The organism is Microbispora catharanthi (assembly GCF_006334915.2).
Classification (GTDB): Bacteria; Actinomycetota; Actinomycetes; order Streptosporangiales; family Streptosporangiaceae; genus Microbispora; species Microbispora catharanthi.
Genome location: NZ_VDMA02000025.1, coordinates 117,809 through 124,467, shown reverse-complemented (window position 1 = coordinate 124,467; position 6,659 = coordinate 117,809). Strand labels below are relative to the sequence as shown.

General features: G+C 71.9%; 9 protein-coding genes. 4 read left to right on the top strand and 5 right to left on the bottom strand.

Translation table 11 applies throughout. From position 1 onward, the window contains the following. Both FH610_RS35260 and FH610_RS35255 read right to left on the bottom strand, forming a co-directional pair. Positions 1-374: hypothetical protein (locus FH610_RS35260; protein WP_139579569.1), on the bottom strand; the 374-nt coding region annotated here is incomplete at its 3' end. Between the two features lie 138 nt (positions 375-512). Then, positions 513-1,286 carry a class I SAM-dependent methyltransferase gene (locus FH610_RS35255; RefSeq protein ID WP_240809389.1) on the bottom strand — a complete coding sequence of 258 codons (774 nt, stop codon included), beginning with the start codon at positions 1,284-1,286 and terminating at the stop codon, positions 513-515. A gap of 89 nt (positions 1,287-1,375) precedes the next feature. On the opposite strand from FH610_RS35255, the gene FH610_RS35250 reads away from it, so the two are divergent. Genes FH610_RS35250 through FH610_RS35240 form a run of 3 tightly spaced genes read left to right on the top strand, consistent with a single transcriptional unit; the run spans position 1,376 to position 2,792 of the window. Beyond that, complete coding sequence (locus tag FH610_RS35250) at positions 1,376-1,726, top strand: ArsR/SmtB family transcription factor (RefSeq protein ID WP_182897438.1); 351 nt, start codon at positions 1,376-1,378, stop codon at positions 1,724-1,726. Continuing rightward, positions 1,723-2,199 carry an SRPBCC family protein gene (locus FH610_RS35245; protein ID WP_139579567.1) on the top strand — a complete coding sequence of 159 codons (477 nt, stop codon included), beginning with the start codon at positions 1,723-1,725 and terminating at the stop codon, positions 2,197-2,199. The genes FH610_RS35250 and FH610_RS35245 overlap by 4 nt, the downstream gene beginning before the upstream one ends. Beyond that, positions 2,196-2,792: a TIGR03086 family metal-binding protein gene (locus FH610_RS35240; protein WP_139579566.1), complete on the top strand. Its 597-nt coding sequence runs from the start codon at positions 2,196-2,198 to the stop codon at positions 2,790-2,792. Before FH610_RS35245 ends, FH610_RS35240 begins: the two co-directional genes overlap by 4 nt. 67 nt (positions 2,793-2,859) lie before the next feature. Here FH610_RS35240 and FH610_RS35235 read toward each other — a convergent pair whose 3' ends face one another. The 3 genes from FH610_RS35235 to FH610_RS35225 all read right to left on the bottom strand — a co-directional run bounded on the left by FH610_RS35235 (position 2,860) and on the right by FH610_RS35225 (position 5,610). Next, positions 2,860-4,320: an FAD-dependent monooxygenase gene (locus FH610_RS35235; protein ID WP_139579565.1), complete on the bottom strand. Its 1,461-nt coding sequence runs from the start codon at positions 4,318-4,320 to the stop codon at positions 2,860-2,862. Then, entirely contained in the window at positions 4,317-4,931 is a 615-nt protein-coding gene (locus FH610_RS35230) for a TetR/AcrR family transcriptional regulator (protein WP_139579564.1), read from the bottom strand. Before FH610_RS35230 ends, FH610_RS35235 begins: the two co-directional genes overlap by 4 nt. A 76-nt stretch (positions 4,932-5,007) precedes the next feature. Beyond that, positions 5,008-5,610 carry a TetR/AcrR family transcriptional regulator gene (locus FH610_RS35225; protein ID WP_161628152.1) on the bottom strand — a complete coding sequence of 201 codons (603 nt, stop codon included), beginning with the start codon at positions 5,608-5,610 and terminating at the stop codon, positions 5,008-5,010. Between the two features lie 79 nt (positions 5,611-5,689). Between FH610_RS35225 and FH610_RS35220 the strand changes: the two genes are divergently transcribed. After that, a complete protein-coding gene (locus FH610_RS35220; protein ID WP_139579562.1) occupies positions 5,690-6,580 on the top strand; it encodes an SDR family NAD(P)-dependent oxidoreductase in 891 nt (296 codons plus the stop codon). Positions 6,581-6,659 lie beyond the last annotated feature (79 nt).

Genomic DNA, 6,659 nt, shown 5'->3' with positions numbered 1-6,659 from the left:
AACGCGGACGCGAGCGCGGACGGTTCGAGGAACGCGGGCGCATGGAAGAACGCGGACGTGAACGCGGACGGTTCGAGGAACGCGGACGCGAGCGCGGGCGCATGGAAGAACGCGGACGCGAGCGCGGGCGCATGGAAGAACGCGGACGCGAGCGCGGACGGTTCGAGGAACGCGGGCGCATGGAAGAACGCGGACGTGAACGCGGACGGTTCGAGGAACGCGGACGCGAGCGCGGGCGCATGGAAGAACGCGGACGCGAGCGCGGCCGATTCGAGGAACGCGCACCGCGGTAGCGGCGTCAGCGGCAGGGAGAGCGAGGCAGCAGCAAGGACCGGATAACCGCACATCGAACCTGCTGGACCCTCCTGCCCCACGAGGCGGTCGCCTCGCGGGGCTCTCCCTTTTGCAGCCGGTTGCGGCACGGCCCGCTCGCCCGCATTTCGGCCGTCGCCGCGAAAGCGAATTCTCCGCCCCCCGCGAATGCGCGATTAAGGCCGGCGACAGCGTCGGCCTTAATCCGACGCGGTTCGACCGGGCGGGATGCGGTAGACGGACACGTGTGAACGCGACTCGGCGGTGAATTCGGTTCCGATCCAGTCGGCGTGCCTGGCTTCCAGCTCGAACCCGGCCAGCCGGGCCATGAGGTCGAGCTCGGCCGGCCAGATGTATCGGTGGGGGCTGCGGAACAGCTGAGCCTGTCCGCTCTCGTCGAACCTGAAATGGTGCGACACGAGGTGTTGCCGCAGGAAATCGTAGGTGTCCAGGCCGATGTAGCCGGGCTCGCAATGCCACACCACGGCCTCCTGGCCCGGTGGGAGCTTGCGCAGCTCGGGCACCCAGAGCTCGATCACGAAGCGGCCGCCGGGCATCAGGTGGCGCGCTGCGTTGCGGAAGCACGCGACCTGCTCGGCCTGGGTGAGGAGATTGGAGATCGTGTTGTAGACGAGGTAGACGAGCGAGTACTCCCCTGGAGCCACGGCGGTCGCCATGTCGCCGACGACGACCGGGATCTTCGTTTCGTCCACCTTCGTACGTAGCTGGTCGATCATCGGACGGGACAGTTCGATGCCGGTGACGGGCACCCCGCGCTCAGCGAGCGGAACGGCCACACGGCCGGTTCCGATGGCGAACTCGAGCGCCCGCCCGTCTCCCGCGAGATCGGCGAGGCGGTCGACGGCCGGCCCGAGGACCTCGGGCGCGAACATCCCGGTGCCCGGCGTGTCGTAGTGCTGGGCGGTGTCGGCGTTCCAGATCTCCTCCTGCCGCATGCTCCCCACGATCACCATCGACGTACGGCGCTGTCCAACGATTTTCCACCCAGAAAATTCAACCATCTGGTTGTACGTCTGCGTCGCCTGCCGCTATCGTCAACCATGTGGTTGAGGATCGATCGGTGCTGGACGAGGTGTTCCACGCCCTGGCTCACGACGCGCGGCGCACCATGCTGCGCCGGCTCGCGGCGGGTGAACTGACCGTCGGGGAGCTCGCCGAGCCGCTGCGGATGTCGCTGGCGGCGGCGTCCAAGCACGTGAAGGTGCTCGAGAACGCCGGACTGGTGCAGCGCACGGTCGTGGGACGCCGGCACGTGTGCCGTCTGCGGTCCGGCCCTCTCGCGAGCGCCGTCGAATGGCTGCGCTTCTACGAGCGGTTCTGGGATGACCGCCTGGACGCGTTGCAGCAGGTCCTCGACCCCCCACCCGCGCACACATCCGAGGAGCCGTCATGATCGCTGATTCCGCGACCCACCCCGCCATACGGCGGGAGCGGACGCTGGCCGCACCCCCGCACACCGTCTACCGCGCCTGGCTCGATCCGGACGTCCTGCGGCTGTGGCTCGCGCCCGGCGACCTGGAGTGTGTGCGGGCCGAGGTGGACGAGCGGGTGGGCGGCCGCTACCGCATCTGGCAGGCCTCCTCGGACCGCCCGATCGGCGGCTTCGACGCGCAACTGCTGGAGCTCGTCCCGGACCGCCGTATCGTCTGGCGCTGGGGATTCGTCGGTCCCCACCGTGAGGCAGGACCGATGTTCGACTCCCTGCTCACGGTCGAGCTGAGCGAGACCGCGGGCGGCGGCACGCACATGACCCTCCTGCACGAGCGGCTCGACGCGCTGGCCGCCGCGCTGCCGCACGTCGCCGAGCAGATCGGGGGCGGGTGGGACGGCGTGCTCGACCGGCTCACCGTGGCGGTGAAGCGGTGACGGCCGACCTGAAGCCCGCGGCGGACATGCTCGCCGCGATCATCCGGGACGTCCCCGACGACCGGCTCACCGGGCCGACGCCGTGCGAGGGCACCACGGTCGGCGAGCTGCTCGATCACATCGACAGCCTCTGCGTCGCGTTCGCCGCAGCGGCGCGCAAGATTCCGCTGGAGGGAGGCGGCAGAGCGCCGGTGCCGGACGCGTCCAGGCTGGGCGCGGACTGGCGCGACCGCATACCTGCCCGCCTCGCGGAACTGGCCGGGGCATGGCGGGAGCCGTCCGCCTGGACCGGCACGGCCGAGATCGGCGGCCGTGTGCTGCCGGCCGAGGTCGCCGGGACGTCCGTGCTCGACGAGATCATCGTGCACGGCTGGGACCTCGCCGTCTCCACCGGGGCGGCCTACCCCGCCGACGATCCCGCTCTCGCCGAGGCCGTGCACCGGGCCTGCCGGTGGGTCGGCGCCGTCGTCGCCGAGCACCCCCAGGGCAGTCCCGGCCTGTTCGGACCGCCGGTGCCCGTGCCCGGCGACGCCCCGCCGCTGGACCGGCTGCTGGGCCTCACCGGCCGTGACCCGGCGTGGCAGCCTCGGTGAGACGCGTACGCAGATCTGAACCCTGGCGCTCGCCGGGGCTTGGGGGCGCGTGCCGGCCGCAGCGCCGTCAGGCGGCCCGGCCGCACCAGCCGGTCAGGGCCCGGACCAGGTCGGCGGTGCCGGGCCGTACGCCGGCCCAGGCGAGGTAGCCGTCGGGCCGGACCAGCATGGCGGCGGCACCGGCCTCGGCGGGGACGACGTGGTCGACGCGGTCGCCCCAACCCGCGGGCGGGGCGAGGCGACCGACGAGGACGAACCTGCCGCCGCGCAGCGCCTCATACAGCCGGGCCGGCGCCGTGCCGCCGCCGGAAGAGTCGGCGAGAGGGAGGTCGGGGACGCGCCTGCCGACCCAGCTGTGCGCGCCGGCCGGTGCGGGATAGCGGATGCCCAGGCCCGACAGCATGGTGAGAGCCGCCGCGCGCCGCAGCGGCGCGACGCGCATGGCCGTGCCGCTGACCTGGTTGCGTACGGCGCGCAGCACGGGCGAGCGCAGCAGTGCCAGCCGGGTGAGCAGGCCGCTGGTGCGCAGGACGGCCCTGCCGACCGGGCGCCGCTCCTCGTCGTAGCTGTCCAGCAGACCGGGCTGTGCCCAGCCGCGCACCGCCGCCGCCAGTTTCCAGCCGAGGTTGGCCGCGTCCTGAAGCCCGGTGTTCATGCCCTGGCCGCCGGCGGGAGCGTGCACATGCGCCGCGTCGCCCACAACGAAAATCCGGCCGGCCCGGTAGCGGGCGGCCTGCCGTTCCTCGCTGTGAAACCGCGACATCCACCGCGGGTCGTGCATGTCGAAGTCGGTGCCGTAGCACTTGCGGGTGAGCCACTTCAGCTCCTCGAAGTCCACCGGCACGTCGTCGGGGAGATCACCGTTGCGGTGGTTGCGCCCGATGACGCGGTACCAGCCGTCTCCGAAGGGGGCGATGAAGACGAACCCCTCGCGTACGCCGTTGACCGACAGCAGTTCTCCGGGCTTGTCGTTCAGCCTGACGTCGGCGAGCATGACCGACCGCGCCACGGCGTGCCCCGGGAACGGGATGCCGGCCGCCTCGCGTACGGTGCTGTGCCTGCCGTCGGCGCCCACCGCGTAGGACGCCCGGAGAGTGCGGGCCTCCCCGCCGAGGGGGCGGACCCGCACGTCCACGCCGTCGGTGTCCTGGCCCACGCCCATGACCTCGTGCCCGGACAGCAGCTCGGCGCCGTTCGCGACCGCGCGCTTCAGCAGCAGCCGCTCGATCTCGTACTGCGGGGTGACGAGCATGTACGGGTGATCGCCCGGCAACTCGGTCATGCCGATCGTGACGTGGTCCCAGATCAGCAGGCCGGGCACGGTGGTGCCGCTCGCCAACGCCTGGTCGGCCAGGCCGCGCATGTCGAGCATCTCCAGCGTGCGCGCGTGGACGGCGAAGGCACGCGACAGCGGCGACTCGCCGGTGCGGCGTTCGACCAGCGTCACCCGGACGCCGGCGCCGGCCAAGTCGCCCGCGAGCAGCAGCCCCGTCGGCCCCGCGCCGACGACGATGACATCGGAGTTCATGATTCCTCCCGGAAGGAGACGGCTCTGAGGAACAGGGCGACGTGCGCGTCGACGTCCAGGTCCTCGGGCGGCACCCCCGCCGAGGGGGCGACGAGCAGGACGTGCAGCAGCGCGTGGGTCACCAGCGGCGAGACGAGCATGAGGGCGGCGCTGTCCAGGTCGAGGCCCCCGATGAGCCCGGCGTCCCTGGCCGCCGTCAGGAGCGCCCGCGCGTGGGCCAGCGCCCGGTCGGGGACGGCGTGCCGGAACGTCTCCCCCACGTGCGGCAACCGGGGCGTCTCGGCGATGACGATGCGAGCCAGTTCCATGTAGTCGCGGTCCATGAGGCCGTTCAGGAGCCGGCGCGCGAAGGCGCGCAACGCGCTCTCCAGGTCGGCGCGTGACGCCATCGCCGGGGCCGCCCGTTCCGGCTCCTCCGTGGTGGCGATCAGGTGTTCGAGCACGTCCGCGAGGACGGCCTCCTTGCTCGGGTAGCGGGTGTAGATGGTCTCCTTCGACACGCCCGCCTCCCTGGCCAGGGCCGCGGTGCTGACCTTGGCGTAACCGTGCCGGAGGAACAGCGTCCTGGCCGCCGCCCGGATCTGCCGGACCTTGACGTCCTCGTACTCCATCCGAGGCCTCCCGCAAACCGAACCGTACCGTACGGTTCGATAGTAGCCCGCAGCGAAGGAAGCGCAAGGGGCCGCCTCAGGAACCGGCGAGATCGCCGGTGAGGTGGTGCTGGACGAGCGGAGCCAGGATGGCGACGACCCGCTCCCGGTCGAGCGAGGCGAGCGGCTCCACCCGCAGGACGTACCTGGCGGTGGCGACGCCGAGCAGGTGCGCGCCCGTCAGGTTCGCACGCAACTCTGCCTGACCGGTTCCGACGGCGCGGGCGAGCGGCAGCATCACCGCGTCGGCCATGAAGGCGGACACCATCGCCGACGCGCTGGGCGAGGCCGACGCTCCGCGCACCACCGCGAGCAGCCGCGGGCCCGTGTCCCGTCCCTCCCACAGCTCCAGGTAACGCCTGGTCAGACGCTCACCGAGATCGGCGACCCCGCCGTCGTCGAGCAGGGCCGCGAGGTCGCGGGTAGGCGGGTCGGCGCGCAGGGCGGCGTCGAAGAGGCCGTCCTTGCTGCCAAAAAACTGCAGAACAAGCGCCGGATCGACCCCCGCCGCCGCGGCCACGCCGCGGATGGTGGTCGCCAGATAGCCGTGTTCGGCGAAGCCTCGCTGGGCCGCGGCCAGGATCGCCTCGCGGGTGCCGGACACTCCCGGGCGGCGGCCACCGGCTCTCTTTCCGCGCACGTCTGTCACCCTCACACATTAACTCACCGCCGATGAGTTACAGTAAAACTCACCAGTGTTGAGATCTGGAGGAGGAACGATGCCGCGAGCAGTGGTGGTCACCGGTACGTCGTCGGGAATCGGGCGGGCCTCGGCCCTGGCGCTGAGCGGCAGAGGATTCACCGTCTTCGCCGGAGTACGCGACGAGGCCCACGGGGAGGCCCTGCGCGCCCGGTCCGCAGGCGCGATCGTGCCCGTTCACATCGACGTCACGAACGCGGAGTCGATCACGGCGGCCGTCGCGGCGGTGGAACGGGCGACCGACGGCGCCGGACTGGCCGGTCTGGTCAACAACGCCGGCATCGGCGCCCCCTGGCCGATGGAACTCGTGCCGCTGGAGGAGTTCCGGCATCACCTCGAGGTCAACCTGACCGGCCAGCTCGCCGTGACGCAGGCGTTCTTGCCATTGCTGAAGCGCGTCCCCGGGCGGATCGTCAACGTCGGCTCCGAAGGCGGACGCATCACGCTGCCGTTCCTCGGTCCGATCACGGCGTCCAAGCACGGTCTGGTCTCGATCACGGACGCGCTGCGGATGGAACTGCGCCCGTGGGGGGTGCCGGTCAGCATCGTCGAGCCGGGCGCCACGCGGAGCGACGCGCCGGCCAAGCTGATCGCGAACGGACGCCGGGCCGTCGCCGAGCGGTTCTCATCGCAGGGCCGCGAAGACTACGGCGAGACCTTCGGCCACGTCATCGAGAAGATCGCCATGGGTCACGAGCGGAGCGGCAGCCCTCCGGAGGTCGTCGCCGCCGCCGTGGCCAGGGCGATGACCGACCGACGGCCGAAGACGCGCTATCCCGTCGGCGGCCATGCCAAGCTCCTGACCCGGCTGCGGCGCGTGCTGCCCGACCGCGCCATGGACGCCTTGTTCTTCCGGATGCTGGGGCTGCCGCGGGAAGTCGCCGCCCACCGCTACGCGGAGAAGGCGTGAAAGCGGAACGCGCCCCGATCCGTGCGGCCGCGACGTCTCCCACGACGCTCGGCGAGCCCTTGCGCACACGGCGGCGGTC

What these genes read in the sequence shown, in the direction of transcription:
- FH610_RS35255 (WP_240809389.1), bottom strand. Translation starts at nt 1,286, where the DNA reads ATGGTGATCGTGGGGAGCATGCGGCAGGAGGAGATCTGGAACGCCGAC.
- FH610_RS35245 (WP_139579567.1), top strand. Translation starts at nt 1,723, where the DNA reads ATGATCGCTGATTCCGCGACCCACCCCGCCATACGGCGGGAGCGGACG.
- FH610_RS35235 (WP_139579565.1), bottom strand. Translation starts at nt 4,320, where the DNA reads ATGAACTCCGATGTCATCGTCGTCGGCGCGGGGCCGACGGGGCTGCTG.
- FH610_RS35230 (WP_139579564.1), bottom strand. Translation starts at nt 4,931, where the DNA reads ATGGAGTACGAGGACGTCAAGGTCCGGCAGATCCGGGCGGCGGCCAGG.
- FH610_RS35220 (WP_139579562.1), top strand. Translation starts at nt 5,690, where the DNA reads ATGCCGCGAGCAGTGGTGGTCACCGGTACGTCGTCGGGAATCGGGCGG.